The following is a 26386-nucleotide window of genomic DNA, read 5'->3' as shown; positions in this document are numbered from 1 at the left end:
ATGGCTCAGGGTTAGGGGAGATTTATCAATCAGTAATAATAAAATTACGCTTAACTGATCAGTATTACCTCAATAGGAACTTTATTTAGTAAATCACGACTCTTTTTCGGACCTTGGATTTAATGTTTGGGTTAAACCATTAATATCGCCACCTTTAATACCTAGCTCATTCATTAAGCTATCAATCAGCGGTGCTTGAGAACGGTAACGCAAAGCACTATTCACCACTTGGTCTGAAAGGGCAACTTGACCTTGTTCAGCAGCTTCACCTGAACTCGTTGTGTTATTGAAGCCACCTAAACCATTGACTTGAAGAATTTTAATATCATCAATATTTTCCATCGGTTTAACGCTTTCACGAATAATTTCAGGTAAATACTTCATGAGTGCCAAACGAATTTGCATTTCGACTTGTTCAGTAGACAAGATGTTATTGGCTTCATTGACAGCGCGAGTACCATCAGCATCAACTTGATATTGTTTTTCTTGAGCTGCGGCAAGAAGCATTTTTGCATCTGCTTCACCTTTGGCTTTTAAACGAACTTTTTCAGCTTCTGCTTGAGCCGCAATACGTACGGCTTCTGCATCATCAGCAGCAGCTTGTTTCGATGCTGCAGCAGCAACTGTGATTGCAATTGCATCAGTTTCAGCAACCTGTTTTGCTGCAACCAATTCAACAGCTTTTAAACGCTCAGCACGTTGAGTTTCACGGACAGTCGTCACTTCCTCTTCAGCTTTTACAGCTTGAGCACGGGCTTGGTCAGCCAGTGCTTTGGCTTCAGATTCAGCACGTGATTTTTCTGCAATTGCGATGGCACGATCTTGCTCAGCCAATTCAATGGTTTTCTTTTGTTCAACCTGCGCCTTTTGAATTAATTGTGCTTTTTGGATATTTTCATTTTCAACATCACGTGCAGATGCAATACGTTTTAATTCAATTTCACGTTCAGCAGCAATTCGAGCTTCTTCTGCTTCACGTTTTTTTGCTGCTTCCTGAGATGCGATTTCAGCCATTTGTTCTGCTTTACGAATCGCAATTTCACGCTCTTGTTGAAGTTTAGCGTATTCTTCTTCACGTAAAATTTGTAAGCGAGCTTGTTCCGTTGATAAGTTTTTAGCTTTGATGGCTAAGTCATTGTCTTGTTCAATATCATTTCGTTTTTTACGGCGGTCTTCAATCGTTTCAGTGAGCTTGGTTAAACCTTCCGCATCAAAGGCATTTTGCGGATTAAAATACTCAAAACTGGTTTGGTCTAAACCTGTTAATGAAACGGTTTCTAATTCTAAGCCATTCTTAAATAAATCTTCCGATACCACTTGTTGAACTTTTTGAACGAAATCAACGCGCTTTTCATGCAATTCTTCCATGGCCATTTCAGCAGCAACAGAACGCAGTGAATCGACAAATTTACCTTCCACCAAGTCTTTGAGCTCTTGAGGAGACATGGTTTTTTTACCTAAAGTTTGCGCAGCAGTGGCAATCGATTCAGCAGTCGGTTTGACTCGAACATAGAACTCAGCCATCACGTCAACACGCATACGATCACGGGTAATCAAGGCTTGATCTGTTGCACGTTTTACTTCAAGGCGCAGCGTGTTCATATTGACTGGTATGACTTCATGCAAAACAGGGAGTACGATGGCTCCACCATTCAAAATGACCTTTTCACCCCCAAAACCTGTGCGAACAAAAGACACTTCTTTACTTGAACGTTTATATAAGCGCGCAATAATCACCCCAATGACAATCAATGCCACCAGTATTATTCCTGCTAAAACAAGTATTTCATATAAGTTTTCAGTCAACATTTTATTATCTCTGCGTTTGTTATTTAAAAATTAAGCGGTAATGGCTTGAAAACCAACTTTGGTTCTTTGTGTTAAAAGGACTTCTTGACCTTGTTGAAATATAACATCTGTTTCAGGTTCAACTAAGATGTAATGCGTTTGTCCAAATTGATCAATAACTTTGGCTTGGGCAGGATAGTTGAGTTTCGCTTCCCCCAAAATAATCCGTGCTTTACGTCCAATCAATTCATCACTATGAATCGCTGTGGTTTCATCTTGCGGTAGAATTTTTGCGATGACCGATGCGCAAATACGCACAATTGGCATGCAGAGAAAAAGACTTGCAGGTGCAATAATCCAAATTGGAAAATAGCTGTTTGTAAAATTGTGAGAAATGCCTTGAGCAGTAAAACCAAATAATGCATAAACAGTAAGAAATATGATTAGCCAGACCAAGACAGGAATACGTCCCAAATATAACCAATCTAAGAATTGTACGAAAACACTACTATCTGCATTAAGTTCTAGATCAGTGTGATGTGTTTCAAGTAATTGATCAGGAATGAATTGATCTAGAAAGCCTTGTGAGGTTGAACCAATAATTAATAGTAGGCATTCTAAAATACCTAACAAAAACATCAGACATAAACTTACGCTAAAGGCTAGATTGGACGAATGAGTAAATAATTCCCACATATTGTTGTGCCCGATATTGTTTAGTTTTCTTATAAAAATACGCTTTAATATGAATTAAATAATAAAAAAATCATTAATTAATTCAATTAATAGATAAAGATTATCGGTTTTATCAAAAGATTGCAATTTAATTATCAGCTTATAATAATTAAAATCAATATGTTATATTTTATTAAGAAAAATTAAGTTAAAAAAATGCATTCAAAACTATTGCTTGCGTTTTATTCAAGTATTGCTTATAAATGAAGCTGTTTTACGGATGAAAACAAAAGACAAAAAAATACGCAACGATTGGGGTGATCATTGCGTAGAACAACGAATCTGCTTTCACAGTTCGGTCAAGGAGAAATGTTATGAATTTTGGGGAAGATCCATAACTTAAGTAGATAGTAGATGTTCTCATCTGTAATTTCATTGGTATTCACGTAAATAAGTGTTAACTCTCGTAAGCGAGGTTAAAATGTGAACACCATCAAACAAAAAAGCCTTTCTTTTGAAAGGCTTTTTTGTTTATTTGATGACTAAAAGTTTTTTAACTAATGATTAAAAATGAAAGACGCCTAAACCATTTTTAACTTCATCAAGGGTGTTTTGCGTGATAATACGGCACTTTTCTGTACCTGTTTTCAAAATATCCATAATGTAATCAGGATCTTTTGCGAGTTCCATACGGCGCTCACGAATCGGTGTGATCAATTCTTTAAGCACACCTTCAAGACGTTTTTTCACAGTGCCATCACCTAAACCACCACGGCGATAGTGTGCTTTTAATTCTTCAACTTCTTCTTTATTTGGGTCAAAAGCATCTAAATAAGTAAATACAATATTACCTTCAACCTGACCTGGGTCTTCGATACGAAGATGGTTCGGGTCGGTATACATTGCATTTACAGCTTTTTTAATGTCTTTATCAGAAGCATCTAAAACAATGGTATTGCCTAAAGATTTAGACATTTTCGCCTTACCATCAAAACCAGGTAAACGGCTCATATTAGATAAAAGTGCCTTACATTCAGGCAATATTTCTTGCCCAATTTGACGATTTAAACGGCGAACAATTTCATTGGTTTGTTCGATCATTGGAATTTGATCTTCACCAACAGGAACAACAGACGCTTTAAATGCAGTAATATCGGCAGCTTGTGCAACAGGGTAGCAAAGAAAACCTGCTGGAATATCACGCTCAAAACCACGTAATTGAATTTCAGCTTTGATGGTTGGGTTACGTTCTAAACGAGAAACCGTCACAAAGTTTAAATACAACATGGTGAGTTCATTGAGTGCAGGTAAGCAAGATTGAACACAGATTGTAGTTTTTGTTGGGTCAATTCCAACAGCTAAGTAGTCTGTTGCTACTTCTAGAATGTTGCGACGTACTTTTTCAAAGTTGTCAGCATTGTCAGTCAGTGCTTGAGCATCTGCAAGAAGCAAATGTTGATGATGAGAATCTTGTAAGCCTACTCGTGAGCGTAAAGAACCTACAAAATGCCCTAAATGTAGTTGTCCAGTAGGACGGTCGCCTGTCAAAATCACAGGACGATTATCTTGATTCGTCATTATCGCTTCCAAAGTCTGATTAAAGGACAGTCGTGTTTTGTGAATGCGCACATTGTACGAGATAATTTATTTAAATGTCAGTGAAATTTGGCGATGAGCCGCTTTTTATAGATAAATGTGAAAATCTGCAAAATTTTCTATAGAAAAAACCATTTTCAAATTAAAATAGTGAAATAACTAAAATTTAGGATAAAAAATGGCGAGTAGTTTATTAATATTATTAGACGACATTGCGACTGTTCTCGATGATGTAGCTGTGATGAGTAAAATGGCAGCCAAAAAGACAGCAGGTGTTCTGGGTGATGATTTAGCTTTAAATGCACAGCAAGTGAGTGGAGTTCGTTCTGAACGAGAGCTACCTGTCGTTTGGAGTGTTGCCAAAGGTTCATTTGTTAATAAATTGATTTTGGTTCCTTTAGCATTATTGATCAGTGTTGTTGCGCCGTGGTTAATTAATCCCTTACTCATGATCGGTGGTCTTTTTCTTTGCTATGAAGGTGTAGAGAAAGTGATTCATAGCTTACAACATAAAAAAGCCAAAACAGAAGAAGCAGCGCATGAAGAAATAAAGCAGATTGAGACAGATTTAGCCACTTTTGAAAAAGACAAGATTAAAGGTGCTGTACGTACCGACTTTATTCTTTCTGCTGAAATTGTGGTGATTTCACTGGGTACGGTGGCTGCTGCGACATTTGGTACCAAAGTCATGGTTTTGTCTGTTATTGCAATTTTAATGACCGTTGGTGTTTATGGCTTTGTTGCAATGATTGTCAAAATTGATGATCTAGGTTTGTATCTAACTCAACAAACTTCGAATATCAAACAAGCCATTGGCCGTGGTTTATTGGCTTTTGCTCCTAAACTTATGAAAACCCTAACCATCGTAGGTACGATAGCCATGTTCCTTGTTGGTGGCGGGATTATTACGCATACGGTTTCTTCACTACATCATTTCACTGAAGAAGCTGTTGATCATGCACAACACATTCCTACAGTTGGTAATATCGTTGGTGCAATTACACCGACTTTAATCAATATGTCAGTGGGTATTGTCGCAGGTTTAATCGTCGTGATTGTGATTGGATTAATTCAAAGAATTCGTGGCAAATCATCGACTGTATAAGTTGGAAGCAATCAACTATTTTCAATTTAAAATAAAAAGGATAAGACTATGCGTTGGAAAGGACGTCGTGTCAGTGAAAATGTCGAAGATCGACGTGGTGGAGGCGGTGTAAAAGCAGGCGGGATTAGTATCCTCGGTTTGATCGTGGCTTTTGTGGCTTGGAAGTTTTTTGGCGTAGATCCGCAACAAGCTTATCAAGCAACCAAACAAGTCGCATCTGCTGGAGCAACGCAAAGTTCTGCACCGACTTCATTGACACCTGAACAAAAAGAAGTCTCAGATTTTGTTGGAACTGTGTTGGCTGATACGGAAGATACGTGGACAACGATTTTCCAACAACAAGGCGCACAATATACAGCACCTAAATTAAAGCTTTTTACGGGTAGTACAGATTCAGCTTGTGGAACAGCACAATCTGCAATGGGGCCTTTTTACTGTCCTGCGGATCAAAAAGTTTATATAGATACTCAATTCTTTAAAGATATGCGTCAACAAATGGGCATTTCAGGTGAGCAAAATCAGTCTGAACTTTCTGCCAAAGATGAAGCAGGTGATTTTGCGCAAGCTTATGTGATTGCGCATGAGGTTGGACATCATGTGCAAAACCTTTTGGGGATTTCCTCTCAAGTGCAAAAAGCTCGTCAACAATCGAGTGAAGCACAGGGGAATCAACTGTCTGTACGTTTAGAATTACAAGCAGATTGTTTTGCAGGTGTATGGGCCAATCATACGCAACAACGTACTCAGTTCTTAGAACAAGGTGATGTTGAAGAAGCGATGGATGCAGCTCAAAAAATTGGTGATGATTATCTTCAGAAGAAAGCACGTGGTTATGCTGTGCCAGACAGTTTTACGCATGGAACAAGTCAGCAACGGATGCAGTGGTTCAATATCGGTTTAAAATCAGGTGATATAAATCAATGTGATACTTTTAAATAAGTGATGTATTGAGATTTAAGGAGAGAGCTTTTAAAGCTCTCTTTTTATTGCGTGATTTTTAGTCTAAGCAGTTTTATGTTAAAAATTATAAATATTTCATTCAATATCCTTATTTTTTTGTAAAATTATTAAGATTGTTAAATAGTCTTTTATTTTTGTATTTATTTGATAAATGATCGAGTGTTTGATGCTGACTTAAATTAGAAAATAGCTGACAGGGTTTGCATGGGTAATTATTTTTTTCTACAAGTTTTTACGGTCGTTTTTGCACTTTCCATTGCAACAACTATTTTTAATAAGCGTATTTTAGGTTTTCCTCAAGCTATTGGTGTACCTCTTGTTTCAGCCATTTTTGTCTTTCTTTTGCAATGGGGTGCCAGTCTACTGAATGGCAATCAGTTCATCTCAATCAATATTCATAATATTGAAGAAGCAGTACGTCATATTGATTTCTATGATTTTTTAGTCAATGGTGTCATTTGTTTTATTTTAACTTCATCCGCACTCAAATTTAAGGTGTCAGATTTAAAGGTTTATTGGAAACCGATCAGTATTCTCGCCACAATTGCACTTTTGCTCTGCGCTGTTTTCTTTGCAGGTTTGGTTTTTGGCTTCCAATATTTAATTGGAAATCCTGTCCCTATTTTAGTTTTACTTTTACTCGGTTCTGCTTTAGGTGCAACTGACCCAATTGGCGTAAAAGGTGTCTTGAGCTCAGTTCGTGCGCCACATCATTTGATTGTTAAACTTGAAGGCGAATCTTTATTTAATGATGCCATGTGTATTGCAGTATTCATGACCTTATTAAATGTATTGGAAGGTGAACATTTTAGTTTAGTTGCAACCCTACAAACTTTTCTCTATGAAATTGTTGTTGCGGTGATTATCGGTTGGGCATTCGGTTTAGGTATTTTACGTTTACTGCGTGGTAAACATGAAATGGAATCCTTAATCCTAACGACAGCATTATTGGCATGTGGTTCATATTTAGTTGCATTATTTGCTCATGCTTCAGCGCCGATTGCTTGCGTTATTGGCGGTCTCATTGTTGGTAATAAATGGAAAGAAATTTTACAAGAGCGTGAAATTCGTGAAGTTAATCATTTTTGGCACACTGTAGAAGGAATTATTAATTCATTCTTATTCACGTTAATTGGTTTGGAAATTTTCATTCTAGATTTGAGTACAAGTTTGATTCTAGGCGGTATCTTTGCTTTCTTTGCATTACATCTTTCACGTTTTGCTGCGAATTTCTTTGCATTTGCATTCTTCCCGAGTTTTAGACAGAAAATTTATAATGGTAGTCTAGCTATTTTATCTTGGGGAGGAGTACGTGGTGGTATTTCTTTAGCATTGATTCTTGCCGTTGCGAACGTTCCTGAACTTCGTGACTATAGTAGTATCTTGATTGGTTATACCTTTATTAGCGTACTACTTTCAGGCGTTGTATGTGGTTTAGGTTTACCTGCTGTGATGAATGCTTTTTATTACAATCCAAATGAGGAAACGACTGGCTTTAAAGGTTGGTACCAAAAAATGTGTAATAAAATGAACCGTAAAGGGGTTAAATACATCGTGGGTGAAGACGCTGAAGGTCACGAAACCATCACCATTTATAACCCTGAAGCTTTGGTTGATAAAAAGTCTGCCGATGGTGTAGCGACGGTACATCATCCTAAAAAGGCACAAGAAGTAAAACGTTTGGAAAATCCAGCAAACTTTTAATCGTCAATATTGTTGTGATTGATCGTAGAAAAAGCCGATACTATTCATTCAAATATTTTTAAATCCTTCCAACCCTCCTTGTTCAAAGGAGGGTGTACCAAGAAGATTCGACGTTAGGTTAAATTCATTTATTTCGCGTGTTTACCTAAAAAATCCAAATAAGGTTTAACCAACAATTGCTCTTGTTCCAAAATTGGCATATGTCCAATCCCTTTTAAGATCACAGGTTCTTGCGCATTCTTGAGTAAGCCTTTCAATTCTGCGGCTGCTTCTACATTGATGATTTGGTCTTTATCACCCCATGCAATGAGTACAGGTTGGTCAATAGAACGTGCAGCAATTGCAAATGAATCAGGTGTAAATAGTTTTGACATGACAATCAACTGTTCAACCAATTTCGATGTATTTGCAGACTGGCTGATCATGAGTTTTTCTTGCGCATCTTTGAGTTCTTTTGGAATAAACGGTGGAGTATTCATGGCGATTTTCATTAAACGATCAAAATCCCCCGGTTTGCTTACGAGCATATTACGCAAGGTTGTTGGATCTTTTAAATAAGGTGTATTTGCCGATTTAAACACACCTGCACTGTCAATTAGAAATAATGACTTAGTATCAATAGGATATTGTGCAACATAGAGTAGGGCAATCGATCCTCCCATGCTATGACCTGCAATATTCAAACCATTATCTACCTTAATGGCTTCAGCAAAACGACGTAATTTTTCAGTTAAATTAGGAAGTGAGTAATCAAAATCATTGGGAACCTTACTGTCGCCTTGACCAGGTAAATCTGGAATAATGACATGATAATAAGGGGTTAAATAACGTGCTAAACGATTCCAGTTATCTCGACTACCTGCCAAGCCATGAACTAACAGCAGTGTTGGTTTACCTGCTTGTCCACCTTCACTATACGCCCAATCAATATCACCGACTTTAACGCGCTTAGTTTCCATACCTGCCCAAGTACGTTCTTGTTGTAATACACTTTGAATATCAATAGCTGGTGCAGCTTGCGCTTGGTTTATGATGCCGATTGATGCTAAACCTATAGCAGAAGCAAGGAATAATTGAGATAAAGTCCGTTTCATAGATATACTCTTGTTGTTTTAGATGGTCTATTTAAGATTAGAATAGTCGCAAACAGAATACATTTGCCTAAAAAGAGTTAACTGTTAATTATTGGTCAATGAGTCCTAATGTCACAAAATAATGAACTTGCACAACTTATTCTCAATGTTATCGTGCAAATACCCAAAGGAAAAGTTGCGAGTTATGGGCAGGTTGCCAAATTAGCAGGCCTGCCAAAACATGCCCGTTTGGTTGGTCGTGTTTTGGGGCAATTGGAAGAAGGACATGCAATTCCGTGGTTTAGAGTGGTGAATTCACAAGGTAGAATTAGCTTAAATAAATTAGATGAACAGGGTAATTGCATACAAACTGCATTATTATTATCCGAAAATATTGTGGTCATTGATGGCAAAATTAATTTAAAAAAATATCAATGGACGCCTTAAGCTTAAAAATCCCTACCATGGAATTATGATAAGGACTTTTAATACTCAAAAACTAAATTGTTGTGATGAGATCCTGTAAAATCAATATTTGAAATAGATTCTTAAAACAACACTTGTTTAACGTCAGTTTGGGATAAATTCTGATGTAAGTTATTGAAAAGATAGAATAGACTCAGCGGAGTCCTACCATTTAAAGTCATATACAAGGATTAACCTTCGGTTCGACCTACTTTTCTTTCGGGAAAAGTAGGCAAAACCATTTGTCAGTCGCCAACTCGACAAATACTATCTAGTACCTAATATATCGCAAAAACAGTATATTACAGATGTAGTCCTGCCTCGAACAATGCGACTGACGTTTCCGCGTATCATATGGTTGGAAACATATCTTATCCTGAGATTAGGTTATTTAATCACCAATACCGGAATCTGTAGTTCAGTTAATAAGCTTTGTGCAACACTTCCCATGAGCAATTTTTGGAAGCCAGTGCGTCCATGAGAACTTAGAATCACTAAATCAGTTTTTAAATCGATTGTTGCTTGGCTGATGGTGCGAGCAATATTTTCGCCTTCAAGTAGGCGTGTTTCGACTTGTACGCCTTCTGCAAGAAATTGTTCCTTTGCTGCATTAATATTGTCTTGGATAAACTCTCTAGCACGTTCAATCAACATATTGCTTTGACCATGTGCAAGATATTCTGAAGCAATATAAGGGTCTAAGGTCATCACCTGTACAACCGTGATTTTACTGTTAAATGCTTTAGCAAGTTCAGCGGCATGTTTAACCACAGACAGAGACGTTTCTGAACCATCAACAGGGACAAGAATATTTTGATAAGCCATAAGTAATTTCCTTATTTTGACAAAAAATGCTGAATTGAATGATGAACAATGAACACATAAATCAGTTTACACTTTGATCATAACGTGAATATGAAAAGAATAAAACCCAGTAATTTTATAAAGATAATTTATTGAAATATCTTAAGTTATTTTTAATTAGTCAATAGCTTGTAATATCAAAATCAAGATATTTAAATCTAGAGAAACATCATGCTATTAAGCTCAGTATTTAACTAGAAGTGAATGAAAAATTCGCTCTAAATAGATTTAAATGATGAGATATTTAAGACTAACATGAACAAAAACCATACATAATAATGAGAGTAATCATGTTTGATCGACAGATGAATTGAATTATCGTTTTGGATGGCTCGTTTTGTCTATTTTCGAAACAGAGTATTTTGAATCGTTTTTATGACATATTTTCATCAAGTAATGTTTATATTGATAATACAAACTAAGCTTAATTGAACAGGGCGCTTATGCTGTTATTTACAATGAATAGGTATAAAAATGTTGTAAAACCCTTAGGTTTATTTGTCCCCATGATTATGTTTTCTGCACAAACATTTGCTGTAGAAACGATTCAAGCAGTTCCTTTGGTTAAATTAAAAACGGAATCATCACAACTCAAAAAGATCTGTACGGATTTGAATTTGATGTGTTCAGAAGATTTAGCTTTGTGGAAAAAGAAAGCATCGGATGATGGCCAAGTTTATTTGATTGATGCTACTCCTCAATTGATTGAACTTGTTAAAGATAAAAATAGTTATAAAGTCGTTGATGCATGGAATTTTAAAAATTATCAGCATCATAGTAAAAATTCTGAAGATGGTGAGTTGGGTGATTATGGTGCTGAAATTTTCCCTGCATTTTATCCTTTGAATCGGCAAAAATTTGCAATTGCTATCGTTCAGCATTGGGGTACTGGTTATTCAGGTGGTGGTAAAGGTGAGCAGTTTGCAGATTTTGTGATGTTAGAACCGAAGGGGGCATATAAGTTGGCTTTGGCAGATGTTCCTTTTTATTCTTATGAGACGATTCGAGCATGTTTTTCTGAAAAAGATTATCAAACTTCGCTACATTGCCATGATGAAAGTGGTTCGAGTTTATCAATTCAATTCAAGGATGTAGGAAAGCCCTATTATCAATGGATTTTGAATTATACAGACTTCACTTGGGAGGCTTTTAAACCTGAAAAGGATAAAGTCGTGGAAAAGTATCGTGAAGTGGTGATGCCGTTTGGTTTTAGTAAAAAGAAATGATTTGAATGAGTGAGGCAGTAAAAATTTTACAATGCTTTATCAGGATATTCCTCATTTAAAAATGATTAATTTTTCAAATGCTTAAAATATTCTAACAAAGCATCCACATCATCCGTTTGTAACGTTTCCCGCATTTTTAAAATCTGCTTTTCATCTAAGTCGTATAACTTAAGGGAAAGCAGTTTTTCAATGTCTTGTTCAGGAAAACGATACTTAATCACTTTAGCAGGGACACCGCCGACAATTGCATAAGGTGGCACATCTTGCGTGACCACAGCACCTGTTGCAACCACAGCACCTTCACCAAGTGTCACACCTTGCATAATCATGGCACGGCTACCAATCCAGCAACCATCAGCAATTACAGTATCACCGGCAGCTAAAAAACTACGAGTATCAAAAGGGAAGGTTGAAATCCAATCTGGACGATGTAACTGATTTCCGCCCATCATAATCACACATTCCGCCCCAAAACAGACAAAGTTACCGATGTGGAGTTGATCAATCGGCTTTTCAGATGTAGAAGGTTTATCGTGTAAATAACGTACCACACAACGCTCAAAACCTTGATCCCAATAAGCTGAATAATAAGAATAATTACCCTTAATGTGGATGTTTGGATTTTTCACAGTTTTAGAGATAAATTCAAACTCGCACCAATGTTTTACAGGGGAATTGATCAAAGGTTCAGACATAGAATGATAACGTTGCAGAGTGAAAGGAATTATAACAAATAAAACACTTCCTTTGAAAAAGAGGAGGGAAATGGATTGCTTAAATCTAACATTCCTTTACTGAATCCTCCCCCCAACCTTCTTTCTTAGAGAAAAGGAGTCATCCATTGTGGATTGAATTTTGGGTTTTGGTTGGAAGATTTGTATATATCTTAAACCTATCTCATTCTTGTAATGAAGTTTCTCTCTCCTATACGGTGAGAATTAGGGAGAGGTGTTTTGGAAAATTCTAAAACAAAAAAATCCCCTCAAGTGAGGGGGTTTTACAGCCGTAAATATCAGAAAAAATTAAAGATATTCAACTTTTACAATTTCGTATTCCACTTCGCCTTGAGGTGTTACGATTTTCACTTCATCGCCTTCGCTTTTGCTTAACAAGCCACGTGCAATAGGGGAATTCACTGAAATTTTATTGATTTTAAAGTCAGCTTCATCGTCGCCAACAATTTTATAAGTCTTACGCTCTTCAGTGTCGATATTTTCAATCGTCACTGTTACGCCAAAAACTACACGACCATTTTGTTCAAGTGCTTTCACATCAATTTCTTGAACAGCGCCAAGCTTACCTTCGATATCTTGAATACGTCCCTCACAGAAACCTTGTTGCTCACGAGCTGCATGGTATTCTGCATTTTCTTTTAAATCGCCATGTTCACGTGCTTCTGCGATTGCGGCAATGATACGTGGACGATCAACAGACTTAAGCTGTTGTAATTCTTTCTCTAAGGCAACCTTGCCTTCAGGAGTCATAGGATAACGTTGCATTGTTGTCCCTCAATTATGTTAGTGAATAAAACACAGGTTTAGAAATAAAAAAATCCCGCTACCAAGAGGTAACGGGACTTCTCGGTAAACGAATTAACCTACAGTTTGTAAATCTTGCAAACGGTATACATCCATCGGCAATTGAATCGCTAAAGCTTGACATAAAGCATCTGCGCCATTCAAGGTCGTTGTGTTATACACTTTGCCTTGTAGGGCAGAACGACGAATCGAGAATGAATCTTCTTGAGCTTGTTTGCCTTCAGTTGTATTAATAATGAGGTGAATCTCGCCATTTTTCAAGCGGTCCACGATATTAGGACGACCTTCAGTGACTTTGTTTACACGTTCACATTCAATACCAGCAGCTTTAATGACATCATAAGTACCGCCAGTTGCGATCACTTTGAAACCAAAGTCTACAAGTTGTTTGGCAATACCTACAGCGCGAGGTTTGTCAGAATCACGAACGGAGATGAATGCATGCTTCACTTCACCTTCGGTTGGAAGACCCGGTAAGCGTTCATTTGCACCTAGTACGGCTTTATAAAATGCTTCACCGAATGTTTTACCAACACCCATCACTTCGCCTGTAGATTTCATCTCAGGGCCAAGAATTGGGTCAACACCAGGGAATTTGTTGAATGGGAATACTGCTTCTTTTACAGAGAAGTAAGTCGGAATAATTTCTTTAGTGAAACCTTGTGACACTAAAGATTGACCCGCCATACAACGTGCTGCAACTTTCGCTAATGATTCACCGATACATTTAGAAACAAACGGCACAGTACGTGATGCGCGTGGGTTGACTTCTAAAATATAGATGTCTTCGCCTTTAACTGCAAACTGTACGTTCATTAAACCAATAACGCCAAGTTCTTTCGCCATTGCAACAGTTTGACGGCGCATTTCATCTTGAATTTCGTCAGAGAGCGAATATGGAGGAATCGAACATGCTGAGTCACCTGAGTGAATCCCTGCTTGTTCAATGTGCTGCATAATACCGCCGATCACAACGTCTTTACCGTCAGATACGCAGTCTACGTCAACTTCGATGGCATCATCTAAGAAGCGATCAAGTAATACAGGCGCTTCATTCGAAGCTTGTACTGCATCACGTAAATAACGTTTCAATTCATCGTCGTTGTATACGATTTCCATCGCACGACCACCCAATACATAAGAAGGGCGTACAACCAATGGATAACCAACTTTTGATGCTTCAGCCATACCTTCTTCAGCAGATTTTACAATGCTGTTGTTTGGTTGACGAAGTTGTAAACGTTGAATCATTTGTTGGAAACGTTCACGGTCTTCTGCACGGTCAATCGCATCTGGCGATGTACCGATAATTGGTGCGCCAGCTTCTTCTAAAGCACGTGCCAATTTAAGCGGAGTTTGACCACCGTACTGAACGATAATACCTTTAGGTTTCTCGATACGTACGATTTCAAGGACATCTTCTAAAGTAATTGGTTCGAAGTACAAACGATCAGAGGTGTCGTAATCTGTTGAAACTGTTTCAGGGTTACAGTTCACCATGATCGTTTCGTAGCCGTCTTCACGCATTGCAAGTGCTGCGTGTACACAGCAGTAATCGAATTCTATACCCTGACCAATACGGTTAGGACCACCACCGATCACCATGATCTTGTCTTTAGCTGAAGGGTTCGCTTCGCATTCTTCATCGTAAGTTGAGTACATGTAAGCAGTATCTGATTCGAATTCAGCTGCACAGGTATCTACACGTTTGTAAACTGGCAAAACACCTAAGTTCCAACGATGCTTACGGAATTGCTTTTGTGAAATACCCATCAAATTCGCAATACGAAGGTCAGATAAACCTTTGCGTTTGAATAAACGAATATTGTCAGCGTTTAAGTCACCAAAGCCTAAAGTTTTAATTTGTTCTTCAGTTTTGATGATGTCTTCGATTTGGATCAAGAACCATTTATCGATATTCGTTGCAGCAAAAACTTCATCCAATGTGAAGCCATGACGGAAAGCATCTGCTACATACCAAATACGTTCTGGGCCAGGAACTTTAAGTTCAACCAAGATTTTATCTTTAACGTTTTCAGTACCCGCTTCGATCTTTTCATCAAAACCACATACACCAACTTCAAGACCACGAAGCGCTTTTTGTAAAGACTCTTGGAAGTTACGACCAATCGCCATCACTTCACCTACAGATTTCATCTGTGTTGTAAGTGTTGAGTCAGCTTGTGGGAATTTTTCGAAGTTGAAACGAGGTATTTTCGTTACAACGTAGTCGATTGAAGGTTCAAAAGATGCAGGCGTTACACCACCAGTGATGTCATTTTTCAATTCATCAAGGGTATAACCAACAGCTAATTTCGCAGCGATTTTTGCAATCGGGAAACCTGTTGCTTTTGAAGCCAAAGCAGATGAACGAGAAACACGCGGGTTCATCTCGATCACAACCATACGACCAGTGTTCGGGCAAATACCGAACTGAACGTTAGAACCACCTGTTTCTACACCAATTTCACGTAGTACTGCTAAAGAAGCATTACGCATCAATTGGTATTCTTTGTCTGTCAATGTTTGTGCAGGAGCAACAGTGATTGAGTCACCTGTATGCACACCCATTGGGTCAAAGTTTTCAATCGCACATACGATGATACAGTTGTCGTTTTTATCGCGAACAACTTCCATTTCGTATTCTTTCCAACCAATTAACGATTCATCAATCAATAATTGTTTTGTTGGCGAAAGATCGAAACCGCGTTCACAGATTTCAAGAAATTCTTGTTTGTTATAAGCGATACCGCCACCTGAACCACCCATCGTAAATGATGGACGGATAATTACAGGGAAGCCGAAGCGTGCTTGAATTTCTAAAGCTTCTTCCATTGATTCAGCAATATCTGCTTTTGGACATTCAAGACCGATTTTGCGCATTGCGATATCGAAAAGTTTACGATCTTCTGCTTTTTCAATCGCTTCTTTTGATGCGCCAATCAACTCAACATTGTATTTTTCTAAAATACCGTTGGCATCAAGTGCAAGTGCACAGTTCAAGGCTGTTTGACCACCCATTGTCGGAAGAACAGCATCAGGGCGTTCTTTCTCAATGATTTGCGCAACAGTCTGCCAAGTAATCGGTTCGATATACGTTGCATCTGCCATTGCAGGGTCGGTCATAATGGTCGCTGGGTTAGAGTTCACCAAAATAACACGGTAGCCTTCTTCACGAAGCGCTTTACAAGCTTGTGCACCTGAGTAGTCAAACTCACATGCTTGACCGATCACAATCGGACCCGCACCAATAATTAAGATGCTTTTAATGTCTGTACGTTTAGCCATGATCGCTTCCTTAATTACTTCTTAGATGCTTCAATAAGTTCGATGAAATGATCGAACAATGGGGCACAGTCATGTGGACCAGGGCTTGCTTCAGGGTGACCTTGGAAGCTGAACGCAGGCTTGTCAGTACGATGAATACCTTGGTTTGTACCGTCAAACAATGAGCGATATGTCACTTTTAAGTTTGCAGGTAAGGTACTTTCGTCAACAGCAAAACCGTGGTTTTGAGAAGTAATCATCACAGTACCATTCTCAAGGTCTTGTACAGGATGGTTTGCGCCGTGATGACCATGATTCATTTTCATCGTCTGAGCGCCAGAAGCGAGGGCTAAAATTTGATGACCCAAGCAAATACCAAATACAGGTAAGTTGGTTGTTTCAACAATCGTTTTAACTGCTTCAATCGCATAGTCACATGCTGCTGGATCGCCAGGACCATTTGATAAGAATACGCCGTCTGGATTTAAAGCAAGGACTTTTTCAGCAGGAGTCTGCGCAGGAACAACTGTAAGTTTACAGCCACGATCTGCAAGCATACGTAAGATGTTGGTTTTAACACCGTAATCGTATGCAACAACATGGAACTTAGCTTCAGGTTGAGAAAAACCTTTGCCTAATGTCCATGAACCTTCAGTCCATTCAAAACCTTCAGGGTCACAACATTCTTTAGCAAGGTCTAAGCCATTCAAACCACCAAAAGCACGAGCTTTAGCAATCGCTTCTTCTGCAGTAATATTTTCGCCAGCAAGAATACAACCGTTTTGTGCACCTTTGTCGCGCAGAATACGTGTTAATTTACGAGTATCAATATCTGCAATGGCAACCACGTTATGTTGTTGTAAATAATCGCCAAGAGATTGATTTGATCGGAAATTACTGTGTAATAACGGTAAGTCACGAATAATTAAGCCATTCGCCCATACTTTATGAATTCGACCTGATTCCACGTCTTCATCATTACAACCAGTATTACCGATATGTGGGTAGGTTAAAGTTACAAGTTGCTGTGCATAACTCGGATCAGTCAAAATCTCCTGATAACCAGTCATGGCAGTGTTAAAAACGACTTCACCAGTCGTACTTCCCGTAGCGCCGATCGATATACCTTTAAAAACAGTACCGTCAGCAAGGGCTAAAATGGCGGGGGTGCTCAAACCATAGCTCCTGAACTAAAACCACAAAATAGGGCTGTAAAAAAGCGAGTAGACGAAAAAAAAGGAAGGCTAACTAAATCCTACCCTCCTTATGTCTGCTCGCTTATAACTTAACAGCGCATTATACGCATGAATACTTTCAAAGTCCATTTTATTTATGATGAATATATAAGATAAATCCCTTGCTATTTAAAATAAATTCTGTTTCTAGTAAATGTCATAAATTTGTAAGTATTTTAGAATTGTTAGACAAATCAGAATTTAAAATTTATCTATTCACGTTATTGTTGCGGTTCACATTCCAGGGGGAATCGAAATGACAACATCTACAGATAAAGATCTAGATAAAGCACCAAAAGCGAAAGCAGCATTGAAAGAAGTTGTAACTGAAGCGAAAGAAGTTGTAACTGAAACAGCTGAAAATTTAGAGAAATTAGGTAAAGAAGCACAGCAAAAAGTAACTGAAGCTGTTGCAGAAACTAAAGCTAAACTTGAAGTTGAAGCAGAACAATTGAATGGTCAAGTTCAAGACCAAGTACAAAACTTTAAACAAGATCTTGTACAACGTATTGACGTGATTAAAACTCAATTTTCAACTTCACAAAAAGATTTGGTTGAATTGGCTGATTTCTTAAAAACTGAATTAAACCAACTTGTAAAAGAGTTAACTGAAGTGGGCAAAGAAATTCGTCAAGACGTTACTCAAATTTCGTCTAAGCACAAAGAGCAGTTAACTGAAACTTTAAAACGTTCTAAAGAACACACTTTAGATGCATGGAAAAAAGTTTCTGCAAAAGTTGAAGAAAATACAACTTTAAAAAGTTAAGTTGCAAAATCACAAACTTTATTCATTGAACATTTGATGTTTTGTGAGATTAAGTTAATCGTGATTTTTAGAGAAGGGCAGGTCATTGTTGATTTGCCTTTTTTTTATGCATAAAAAATATGAATAAAAACACAGACAATAAAAAAGTGAGGTCATTTGCCTCACTCATTTACATGTTACATACATTTTTAATGTAATTTACAATTTAGAACACATGTAGCCAATCACGCTTATTATGAAAGTCAGCTTGTTGCCCACTATGTTGCATAGCAAAAAACTGTTGTCCTTGTGTTGTATCCAACACAGCGCTTAAACCTACAAATAAATCTGACCATTTCAGCTTATTGGCTAACATGAATTCAGTTAAATCTAAGCTTACATTTAAGCCATAGTGTGTGCGTTTTAACTGATTCAGCTCAATATCATAGGCGACTTTAGGCGGCATTTCTTCAGGATACCGATATTCTTCAAATTGGTAAGCCTGCCATGCTTGAGAAGGGGATAGATTAATCTCACGATAATAATCTTCGCCTTGCACACCAATAAAAATCTCAAAACAAGTTTTTTCCCAGAGGAAATCCACACGTGGGTTGGATGCAACCATGTCTGGGTAGATAATCAATTGATTTGGGTCACGCAGCCAATATCCTACATTTAAAGTATAAGGACTGTTTTGCTCAATTGCGCCAACCAAGGAAATGCTTTGAAAGCGACGATCAAAAGCATTTAACTCATAACTTGCCATGAAGATTCAGTCTTAATTTGAAAGATGAGCGTGACGAACTAAATTTGATAATTTAGGATTTTGTTTCGGTGCTTTTTTGTAAAGTAAAACAATTTTACCAATCGTTTGTACAACTTCAGCACCTGTAGTTTCTGCAATTTCAGTCATAGTTGCAGCACGAGCTTCGCGATCTTCACCTGTAACTTTAACTTTAATCAGCTCGTGATCGTTCAAAGCGCGGTTTAATTCTTCAACGACACTTTCAGTCAAGCCTTTATCGCCAAGCATTACCACTGGATTTAAAGCATGTCCGATTTGACGTAAACGTTTACGTTCTTGGATAGAGAGAGTCGCCATAAAAATAACCTAATTCTAAAAACGACCTAGTATAACAAAAGCCTGATCACTGCGCTGTAAATTCTGTAGAAATAATCGATCAAGCTGATTCATAAAAATCATGTCATATCTATGTATTTAGATACAGATGCCTACTGCAATGAGAATGTTTTTCACGTACAATCAATATTGATTGATTAATTTGTATTAAGAGAGTTATGGCTACTCGCATTACCAACCAAAAGTTATCTAAAAGTAGTCGTGTGTGGATGCGAGAGCATCTAGATGATCCTTTTGTGAAAAAGGCTCAGAAAGAAGGTTATCGAGCTCGTGCGGCATACAAGCTGCTTGAAATTCAAGAAAAATACAAAATGATTAAACCGGGCATGATTGTTGTCGACCTCGGCGCAGCACCAGGAAGCTGGTCGCAAATTGCTGGAAAGTTGGTGGGTGACAAAGGTTTAGTTATTGCCTCTGATATTTTAGAAATGGACGCTTTACCTGATGTAACTTTCTTACAAGGTGACTTTCGTGAAGAAGAAGTTTTCGAAAAATTGTTAAATATTTTAAATGGACGCACTGTAGACGTTGTAATTTCGGATATGGCCCCCAATACATCAGGTAATAAGGCTGTAGATCAACCTCGCCAGATTTACTTGTGTGAACTTGCACTCGATTTTGCCAACAAGGTTTTAGGACCAAAAGGGCAATTTTTAGTTAAAGTCTTCCAAGGAACTGGTTTTGATGAGTTCCGAAAGCAAGTTGTGGATAGTTTTGAAGTGTTAAAAACAGCAAAACCCGCTGCTTCACGTGCACGTTCAAAAGAAGTTTTTTTAATTGGACAAGGCCGTAAAAAAGTTTCGCAATAAGTACCAATTATGAGGTATGTTCTTAGTTGGTGATGAATTGCCAACAAAAGCTTGCCAAGTTGTTAAAAATTGTGCATTTTGTACGTTTTTAATCTTTATTGCGAAATTCATTACTCGCTTTTTGTTACGATCAAGCAAGGTTGCGCCTGATCAAAATAGTTATATATGGGAATAAAGCTTTGAGCGATTACTTCAAAAATGCCGTATTGTGGCTTGTAATATTGGGTGTGCTGATCCTTATCTTCAGCAATCTCAGTGACCGCAGTAAGCCATCTGCGATGAATTATTCTGAATTCATTGTAGCGGTGAATGCTGGTCAAATTAAGCAAGTAACTATTGATGGTGAAAGAATAAGTGGCGAAAAAAGAAACGGTACACCTTTTGAAAGTATTCGCCCAGCGGTTCAAGATCCTGAATTGATGCCGAGCCTGATCAAAAATAACGTTGTTGTTGAAGGTACTGCTCCTCAACGTCAAGGTTTATTGATGCAGCTTTTAATCGCGAGTTTCCCTGTACTTCTGATTATCCTATTGTTCATGTTCTTTATGCGTAACATGGGTGGCGGTGCAGGTGGTAAAAATGGCCCAATGAGTTTTGGTAAATCTAAAGCAAAAATGCTTTCAGAAGACCAAATTAAAGTGACTTTTACCGATGTCGCTGGCTGTGATGAAGCGAAGCAAGAAGTTGTTGAAATTGTTGATTTCTTAAAAGATCCTGCAAAATTCAAACGTTTAGGGGCAACAATTCCTAAAGGCGTATTGATGGTAGGTCCTCCAGGTACAGGTAAAACTTTACTTGCTAAGGCGATTGCAGGTGAAGCAAAAGTTCCATTCTTTAGTATTTCTGGTTCTGACTTTGTCGAAATGTTTGTGGGTGTTGGTGCATCACGTGTTCGTGATATGTTCGAACAGGCAAAACGCCATGCACCATGTATCATCTTTATTGATGAGATTGATGCAGTTGGTCGTCACCGTGGTTCAGGTACAGGTGGTGGTCATGATGAGCGTGAGCAAACTTTGAACCAAATGCTTGTAGAGATGGATGGTTTTGAAGGTAATGAAGGTATTATCGTTATTGCTGCAACAAACCGTGCAGATGTACTTGATAAAGCTTTATTACGTCCGGGACGTTTTGACCGCCAAGTAATGGTTGGTCTTCCTGACATCAAAGGTCGTGAACAAATCCTAAATGTACACTTGAAGAAATTACCTTCAGTAACAGGTGTGGATCTTAAAGTTCTTGCACGCGGTACACCGGGCTTCTCAGGTGCGCAATTGGCAAACCTTGTAAACGAAGCTGCATTATTTGCTGCGCGCCGTAATAAGAATACTGTCGATATGCATGATTTTGAAGATGCGAAAGACAAGATTTATATGGGCCCTGAACGTAAATCGATGGTGATTCGTGAAGAAGAGCGTCGTGCTACGGCTTATCATGAAGCAGGTCATGCGATTGTTGCTGAAATTCTTCCTGAAACAGATCCAGTGCATAAAGTAACAATTATGCCACGTGGTTGGGCACTTGGTGTAACTTGGCAGTTGCCTGAACACGACCAAACCAGTCATTACAAATCGAAAATGTTGAATGAACTTTCAATCTTATTCGGTGGTCGTATTGCTGAAGAAGTGTTCATTAACCAAATGTCGACTGGTGCTTCGAATGACTTTGAGCGTGCAACTAAAATGGCACGTGCGATGGTGACTAAGTATGGTATGTCTGACAAAATGGGCGTCATGGTCTATGAAGATGAAAACCAAAACGGTTTCTTTGGGAATGTCGGTAGTCGTACAATTTCAGAAGCAACGCAGCAGCAAGTCGATTTAGAAGTACGTCGTATTCTTGATGAACAGTATAGAGTTGCTCGTGATATCTTGGAAAATAATAAAGATATCGCACATGCAATGGTAAAAGCATTGATGGAATGGGAAACCATTGATCGTGATCAAATCCGTGACATCATGGAAGGTCGTGAACCTCAACCACCAAAAGTTTATGTTGCTGAAAATCCTGTGATGGATGTAACACCAACTGATGGTCCATCAACTCCGCCGCCATTACCAGCGACTTAATATTTAAAAGTAATTTAAAAGAGTCTCAATAGAGGCTCTTTTTTTATGCAAAAAATACACCATTATGAAAACATTTCAACTTACACAGTATTGAAATTGGTAAACTGACATCGAATCAAATTATCAATGGAGACATGATATGCAACTTATGCAACTTCCTCAGCAAATTTTGCAATGTGGGCGTTTAAGCTTGGATCTATCGCAAGCGCATGTCATGGGTATTCTCAATGTAACGCCTGATTCATTTAGCGATGGTGGGAAGCATAATCAAAAAGACCAAGCTGTTGCTTATGCACTACAAATGATAGCTGAAGGTGCAACAGTGATTGATATTGGTGGTGAGTCAACTCGCCCCGGTGCATCTCCTGTAGAGATTCAAGAAGAGATTCGCCGTGTGATTCCTGTTGTTGTAGAGTTAGCAAAATATGATGTGGTGATCTCAATTGATACTTCACAGCCAGAAGTGATACGTGAAGCAGTGAAGGCGGGAGCACATATTTGGAATGATGTAAGAGCATTGGTACGTCCGAATGCCTTAGAGACAGCAGCTGAATTAAATATTCCTATCATCATTATGCATATGCGTGGTGAACCCACTACGATGAATAATCTGGATCAATACCAAGATGTAACTCAGAATGTTATTACAGAGCTTCAACAGCGTGTGGATGATGCACTACAAGCAGGTGTTAAACCTGAAAATATTATGATTGATCCGGGTTTTGGTTTTGCTAAAAATGCACAGCAAAATTTAAAACTTCTTAATGAGTTTTATAAACTTAATCAGATGGGTTACCCAATCCTTTCGGCACTCTCACGTAAGCGTTTTATTGGAGAGGCTCTAGGTGGTGCAGATGCGCAGAATCGTGCTGTAGGAAGTGTTGCAGCGCATTTATTGAGTATTCAGCAGGGGGCTTGTATGGTGCGTGTACATGATATAAAAGCAATGTCCGATGCAATAAAAGTATGGCAGGCGATGCAGGCTGCAATTTAGTCAATGAGTTAAATATTTTGGCAGGGTTCGCATCAGCATGTAAAGTTTTATATGCGACATGTAAATAAAATTCGGCAAGGAAGCTGTGATAAAGCTAACTGTTTTGTAAGATGGGAAGTAGATTTATCAGTTTTCCAGCTTATTCAACTGTATCTATCTATTATTTAAACAGATAATTCATATTTAATGTATTGATTTTTATTGATATATTGTTAAGTATGGAATTTAGTTATGAAATAAGTTCGATAATGAGTGCTAGAGCTATTCAAGAGAATTCTAGCATTGAGAATAACTTTTAAACTTACTGAAAATAAACAAAATCATGTCAACCATTTTGAAAATACAATTGTGAAAAATAATAAACGTTATAATATAACAATTAGCTTATATCGATATAACAATAACACTTAAAATAATTTGAGGAATGAGTGATGAAATTCAATCAAAAAATACTGGCAATATCATTATGTGCTGTGATGATGACTGCTTGCAGTAAAAAGGCCCAAGAAGCTGCAAGTGATATGCACGCTCCGATGGGTAATTCCAGCCAACAGGTTACAGATGCTGCTGCGGAACAAAGTCCTGCTTATGGAACTGAGGGAAATACTGAGAATTATCAAAAAATTGAAACGAATACTGTGAAAAGTGTAGCTCAGCAACCTGTATCTACTTTTAGTGCCGATGTTGATACAGGAAGTTATACCAATGTCCGACGTTTTTTGCTGAGTGAGAAAATGCTACCACCTGCAGATGCTGTACGTGTGGAGGAGATGATTAACTATTTTGATTATCAATATCCACAAGTAAGTGGTGCTCATCCTTTTGCTGTGAGTACAGAAACAGTTGATTCTCCATGGCAACCGAATGCCAAAGTGATCAAAATTGGCATTAAGGCCAAGGATATTGATCAGAAAAATTTAGCACCAGCCAATTTGGTTTTCCTTGTTGATGTTTCCGGTAGCATGGATGAGCCTAATAAATTACCACTGGTCAAAAAGACATTAACAATACTCACTCAGCAATTACGCCCTCAAGATAAAGTCACGTTAATTACCTATTCAGATGGTGACAAAATGGTCTTAGCGCCGACCAGTGGGGAACAAAAGCAGAAGATTCTTAACGCGATTGATGATTTGGTTGCAGGAGGTGGCACAGCTGGTGCACATGCGATTGACATGGCTTATCAAGCCGCAGAAAAAGCTTATATTAAGAGGGGGATAAATCGTATTTTGATCACGACAGATGGTGATTTTAATGTCGGTGTTACAGATTTTGATGCATTGAAAACAATGGTTGAGCAAAAGCGTAAAACAGGTGTCTCATTTTCTACGCTAGGCTTTGGCTCAGGAAATTATGATGAGCAACTGATGGAGCAATTGGCTGATGCTGGAAATGGAAATTACAGTTATATCGACAATGAAAATGAAGCAAAAAAAGTTTTAGATCGTCAATTATCATCAACTTTGGCAACAGTTGTGCAAGACGTAAAACTTCAAGTGGAATTTAATCCTAAAACTGTGAAAGAGTACCGTCTGATCGGTTATGAAAATCGACTATTGAATGAGGAGGATTTTAATAATGATAAGGTCGATGCGGGTGATATTGGAGCAGGGCATACAGTTACGGCATTGTATGAAATTATTCCAGTGGGGCAAAAGGGCTGGTTAAACGATTCAAGATATGCTCAAAACAAAACTAAATCAGGGAAAAATTCTGAGTATGCATTTTTAAATATTCGCTATAAATTACCTAACCAATCTAAGAGTATTTTAATGACTCAACCGATTGCAGTGGCGAGTAGACCATTGAGCCAAGCAAATGTGGATACTAAATTTGCGATCGCTGTTGCTGCATACGGGCAACAATTAAGAGGTGGTCAATATAATGCGTCAATGGGATGGAATGACATTCTCAATTTAGCGCAAGCTGGAAAGCAATCTGATCCTTATGGTTTAAAAGCGGAGTTTATTGATTTGGTTAAAAAGGCGAAAAGTCTAAGTGGTGATCAAACTAAAGCGCTGCAAATCAACAAGGTGGCTTAAAGTGGTAATTGGCATTTTTATCAAGAAAAGTGCCAATTTTTTTAGAATAAATAAGTAGCTATTAAAATATCAATCAACAGTTAGCTAATTTTGATTTGCTTCCATTTTATTGATTTGGTTTGTTTTTTTATTGCAGATAAGCTGAACAGGTAAATATGATTTGTAAATCCAATCAATTTAATGATTTATCAACTTGGTGAATTGTATTGTTTATGTTATATAAGCGTGTTGATTGATATGCTGTATTTTAGGTTGCTATGTTTAACGATCTACTCCTCCCAATGTTCGATGATGAATATTATCCTGACATTCTTGTTGCTGAAGTGAAGCAATTGATAGAAAAGTTCGCTAAAAAGGTTTCTAAGAACAGTTTTAGTGATACTGAAATTTATTCTTTGGCTAATTTAACTGTGGTTGAGATTAATGAAATGAAGCCACAGTTTGAAGACTTAGACTCTTCACTGGATGATACGGCTGCTGACTACATTGCAGAAGCGATGATGATGGTGGTTCAAAATCAAGGTTATTTCGAAATTGAAATAGAAGAGCTTGTTGCAAATAGAGAGTGGTAAGTCACTCTCTATTTTTTCTTTAATTCAGCTGAATTAAGTTAATCTTTGTTTTTAATTTTGGAAATTGTTACCTGTATATTTCTAAAATTTATTGTTCATTTTTTACAAATTCAACGCTCTTTTTATTTATTTTGTTTTATAAAATAGATAAATATGTATTAATTTTAAACATTTAATTATCAATTGTTTAAAGTGTGATCAGTGGCGAGTTTGAATGCTTGACGAAGCATGCAGAACTTTAGATAATGCGCACACAGTTTAAGGCTATGTAGCTCAGTTGGTTAGAGCACCGCACTCATAATGCGGGGGTCACAAGTTCAAGTCTCGTCATAGCCACCATTTTTATAGACCATGCTCACCGCATGGTCTCTTTTTTTGTGCAAAATAAAAGATTGAGAGCAATATAGCTCTTATTGTATTTCAAAAAATGCCTGTAGTTGCTGTGTTGGGGGATTGGCGTTTGTTTGATAACTTCGAATGTTATTTCACTTTATTCTAGAACGCAGTATATAAAAAAG

22 protein-coding genes and 1 tRNA gene are annotated in these 26386 nt (G+C 37.8%); 12 read left to right on the top strand and 11 right to left on the bottom strand.

The window, feature by feature from the left end; all coding sequences use genetic code 11:
* Positions 1-93 precede the first annotated feature (93 nt).
* From CDA10_RS00960 to trpS, 3 genes are all read right to left on the bottom strand, one after another.
* Positions 94-1809, bottom strand: coding sequence for a flotillin family protein (locus CDA10_RS00960; RefSeq protein ID WP_089603653.1), 1716 nt, complete (start codon positions 1807-1809; stop codon positions 94-96).
* A 30-nt stretch (positions 1810-1839) separates the two neighbouring features.
* Positions 1840-2484 (bottom strand): YqiJ family protein, encoded by a 645-nt coding sequence (locus CDA10_RS00955; protein ID WP_089603652.1) that lies wholly within the window; start codon positions 2482-2484, stop codon positions 1840-1842.
* Positions 2485-3027: 543 nt separating this feature from the next.
* Positions 3028-4041 (bottom strand): tryptophan--tRNA ligase, encoded by a 1014-nt coding sequence (gene trpS, locus CDA10_RS00950; protein WP_089603651.1) that lies wholly within the window; start codon positions 4039-4041, stop codon positions 3028-3030.
* A gap of 196 nt (positions 4042-4237) precedes the next feature.
* Here trpS and CDA10_RS00945 point away from each other — a divergent pair, with 196 nt between their 5' ends.
* From CDA10_RS00945 to CDA10_RS00935, 3 genes are all read left to right on the top strand, one after another.
* Positions 4238-5164: a DUF808 domain-containing protein gene (locus CDA10_RS00945; protein ID WP_089603650.1), complete on the top strand. Its 927-nt coding sequence runs from the start codon at positions 4238-4240 to the stop codon at positions 5162-5164.
* A gap of 48 nt (positions 5165-5212) precedes the next feature.
* The gene (gene ypfJ, locus CDA10_RS00940; RefSeq protein ID WP_089603649.1) at positions 5213-6103 is read left to right on the top strand and encodes a KPN_02809 family neutral zinc metallopeptidase; all 891 of its coding nucleotides are present in this window, start codon (positions 5213-5215) and stop codon (positions 6101-6103) included.
* Between the two features lie 225 nt (positions 6104-6328).
* Entirely contained in the window at positions 6329-7828 is a 1500-nt protein-coding gene (locus CDA10_RS00935; protein WP_089603648.1) for a cation:proton antiporter, read from the top strand.
* A gap of 128 nt (positions 7829-7956) precedes the next feature.
* Here the strand turns inward: CDA10_RS00935 and CDA10_RS00930 are convergent, their stop codons facing one another.
* A complete protein-coding gene (locus CDA10_RS00930) occupies positions 7957-8922 on the bottom strand; it encodes an alpha/beta fold hydrolase (RefSeq protein WP_089603647.1) in 966 nt (321 codons plus the stop codon).
* A gap of 108 nt (positions 8923-9030) precedes the next feature.
* On the opposite strand from CDA10_RS00930, the gene CDA10_RS00925 reads away from it, so the two are divergent.
* Positions 9031-9348 (top strand): MGMT family protein, encoded by a 318-nt coding sequence (locus tag CDA10_RS00925; RefSeq protein WP_089603646.1) that lies wholly within the window; start codon positions 9031-9033, stop codon positions 9346-9348.
* A 405-nt stretch (positions 9349-9753) separates the two neighbouring features.
* Here the strand turns inward: CDA10_RS00925 and CDA10_RS00920 are convergent, their stop codons facing one another.
* On the bottom strand, positions 9754-10191 hold the full coding sequence (locus CDA10_RS00920) for a universal stress protein (protein WP_089603645.1): 438 nt from the start codon (positions 10189-10191) through the stop codon (positions 9754-9756).
* Between the two features lie 545 nt (positions 10192-10736).
* Between CDA10_RS00920 and CDA10_RS00915 the strand changes: the two genes are divergently transcribed.
* Positions 10737-11456, top strand: coding sequence for a hypothetical protein (locus CDA10_RS00915; RefSeq protein WP_228704575.1), 720 nt, complete (start codon positions 10737-10739; stop codon positions 11454-11456).
* A gap of 65 nt (positions 11457-11521) precedes the next feature.
* Here CDA10_RS00915 and CDA10_RS00910 read toward each other — a convergent pair whose 3' ends face one another.
* From CDA10_RS00910 to carA, 4 genes are all read right to left on the bottom strand, one after another.
* Positions 11522-12151 carry a CatB-related O-acetyltransferase gene (locus CDA10_RS00910; protein ID WP_089603644.1) on the bottom strand — a complete coding sequence of 210 codons (630 nt, stop codon included), beginning with the start codon at positions 12149-12151 and terminating at the stop codon, positions 11522-11524.
* Between the two features lie 327 nt (positions 12152-12478).
* Positions 12479-12955 (bottom strand): transcription elongation factor GreA, encoded by a 477-nt coding sequence (greA, locus tag CDA10_RS00905; RefSeq protein WP_089603643.1) that lies wholly within the window; start codon positions 12953-12955, stop codon positions 12479-12481.
* Positions 12956-13048: 93 nt separating this feature from the next.
* Positions 13049-16282: a carbamoyl-phosphate synthase large subunit gene (carB, locus tag CDA10_RS00900; protein ID WP_089603642.1), complete on the bottom strand. Its 3234-nt coding sequence runs from the start codon at positions 16280-16282 to the stop codon at positions 13049-13051.
* Positions 16283-16296: 14 nt separating this feature from the next.
* Complete coding sequence (gene carA, locus CDA10_RS00895; RefSeq protein ID WP_089603641.1) at positions 16297-17436, bottom strand: glutamine-hydrolyzing carbamoyl-phosphate synthase small subunit; 1140 nt, start codon at positions 17434-17436, stop codon at positions 16297-16299.
* A gap of 316 nt (positions 17437-17752) precedes the next feature.
* Here carA and CDA10_RS00890 point away from each other — a divergent pair, with 316 nt between their 5' ends.
* Positions 17753-18262, top strand: coding sequence for a hypothetical protein (locus tag CDA10_RS00890; RefSeq protein ID WP_228704574.1), 510 nt, complete (start codon positions 17753-17755; stop codon positions 18260-18262).
* A gap of 205 nt (positions 18263-18467) precedes the next feature.
* On the opposite strand, the gene CDA10_RS00885 is transcribed toward CDA10_RS00890, so the two are convergent.
* The gene (locus CDA10_RS00885) at positions 18468-19007 is read right to left on the bottom strand and encodes a DOMON-like domain-containing protein (protein ID WP_089603640.1); all 540 of its coding nucleotides are present in this window, start codon (positions 19005-19007) and stop codon (positions 18468-18470) included.
* 12 nt (positions 19008-19019) lie between these two features.
* Entirely contained in the window at positions 19020-19343 is a 324-nt protein-coding gene (gene yhbY, locus CDA10_RS00880; RefSeq protein WP_089603639.1) for a ribosome assembly RNA-binding protein YhbY, read from the bottom strand.
* A gap of 197 nt (positions 19344-19540) precedes the next feature.
* Here yhbY and rlmE point away from each other — a divergent pair, with 197 nt between their 5' ends.
* From rlmE to CDA10_RS00850, 6 genes are all read left to right on the top strand, one after another.
* A complete protein-coding gene (rlmE, locus tag CDA10_RS00875; protein WP_089603638.1) occupies positions 19541-20191 on the top strand; it encodes a 23S rRNA (uridine(2552)-2'-O)-methyltransferase RlmE in 651 nt (216 codons plus the stop codon).
* Between the two features lie 179 nt (positions 20192-20370).
* The gene (ftsH, locus tag CDA10_RS00870; RefSeq protein WP_089603637.1) at positions 20371-22260 is read left to right on the top strand and encodes an ATP-dependent zinc metalloprotease FtsH; all 1890 of its coding nucleotides are present in this window, start codon (positions 20371-20373) and stop codon (positions 22258-22260) included.
* 139 nt (positions 22261-22399) lie between these two features.
* Positions 22400-23254: a dihydropteroate synthase gene (gene folP, locus CDA10_RS00865; RefSeq protein ID WP_089603636.1), complete on the top strand. Its 855-nt coding sequence runs from the start codon at positions 22400-22402 to the stop codon at positions 23252-23254.
* A gap of 431 nt (positions 23255-23685) precedes the next feature.
* Positions 23686-25296 carry a vWA domain-containing protein gene (locus CDA10_RS00860; protein WP_089603635.1) on the top strand — a complete coding sequence of 537 codons (1611 nt, stop codon included), beginning with the start codon at positions 23686-23688 and terminating at the stop codon, positions 25294-25296.
* Between the two features lie 257 nt (positions 25297-25553).
* The gene (locus CDA10_RS00855; RefSeq protein WP_089603634.1) at positions 25554-25868 is read left to right on the top strand and encodes a DUF5713 family protein; all 315 of its coding nucleotides are present in this window, start codon (positions 25554-25556) and stop codon (positions 25866-25868) included.
* 262 nt (positions 25869-26130) lie between these two features.
* A tRNA-Met gene (locus CDA10_RS00850) sits at positions 26131-26207 on the top strand.
* The last annotated feature ends 179 nt before the right edge of the window (positions 26208-26386 follow it).

This window comes from Acinetobacter piscicola, assembly GCF_002233755.1.
GTDB classification, from domain to species: domain Bacteria; phylum Pseudomonadota; class Gammaproteobacteria; order Pseudomonadales; family Moraxellaceae; genus Acinetobacter; species Acinetobacter piscicola.
The sequence above is the reverse complement of the archived record's forward strand: the minus strand, read 5'-3'. Positions and strand labels throughout refer to the sequence as shown.